1 rRNA gene is annotated in these 299 nt (G+C 39.5%); it reads left to right on the top strand.

From position 1 onward, the window contains the following. Positions 1-147: 147 nt before the first annotated feature. Positions 148-299 (top strand): 23S ribosomal RNA (locus LACPOB_RS0100995); the annotation flags it as partial.

Raw genomic sequence — 299 nt, 5'->3', positions numbered from 1 at the left:
GATCCGTTCTTTGAAAACTGAATAACATTTATTTCTTGATCAATAATTTTATTAAACCGAGAACACCGCGTTTGAAAGAGTTTCAAACAAGAATTCAATTAAGTATTAAACGCAAACTCATGACCCATTTATCTTCGATAAATGATAGGTTAAGTTAGGAAGGGCGCATGGTGAATGCCTTGGCACTAGGAGTCGATGAAGGACGTGACTAACTGCGATATGCTTCGGGAAGCTGTAAGTAAGCAATGACCCGGAGATCTCCGAATGGGGCAACCCCATAACTGTGATTAGTTATGATC

It is taken from the genome of Ligilactobacillus pobuzihii E100301 = KCTC 13174 (assembly GCF_000349725.1).
Taxonomy (GTDB): domain Bacteria; phylum Bacillota; class Bacilli; order Lactobacillales; family Lactobacillaceae; genus Ligilactobacillus; species Ligilactobacillus pobuzihii.
The sequence above is the reverse complement of the archived record's forward strand: the minus strand, read 5'-3'. Positions and strand labels throughout refer to the sequence as shown.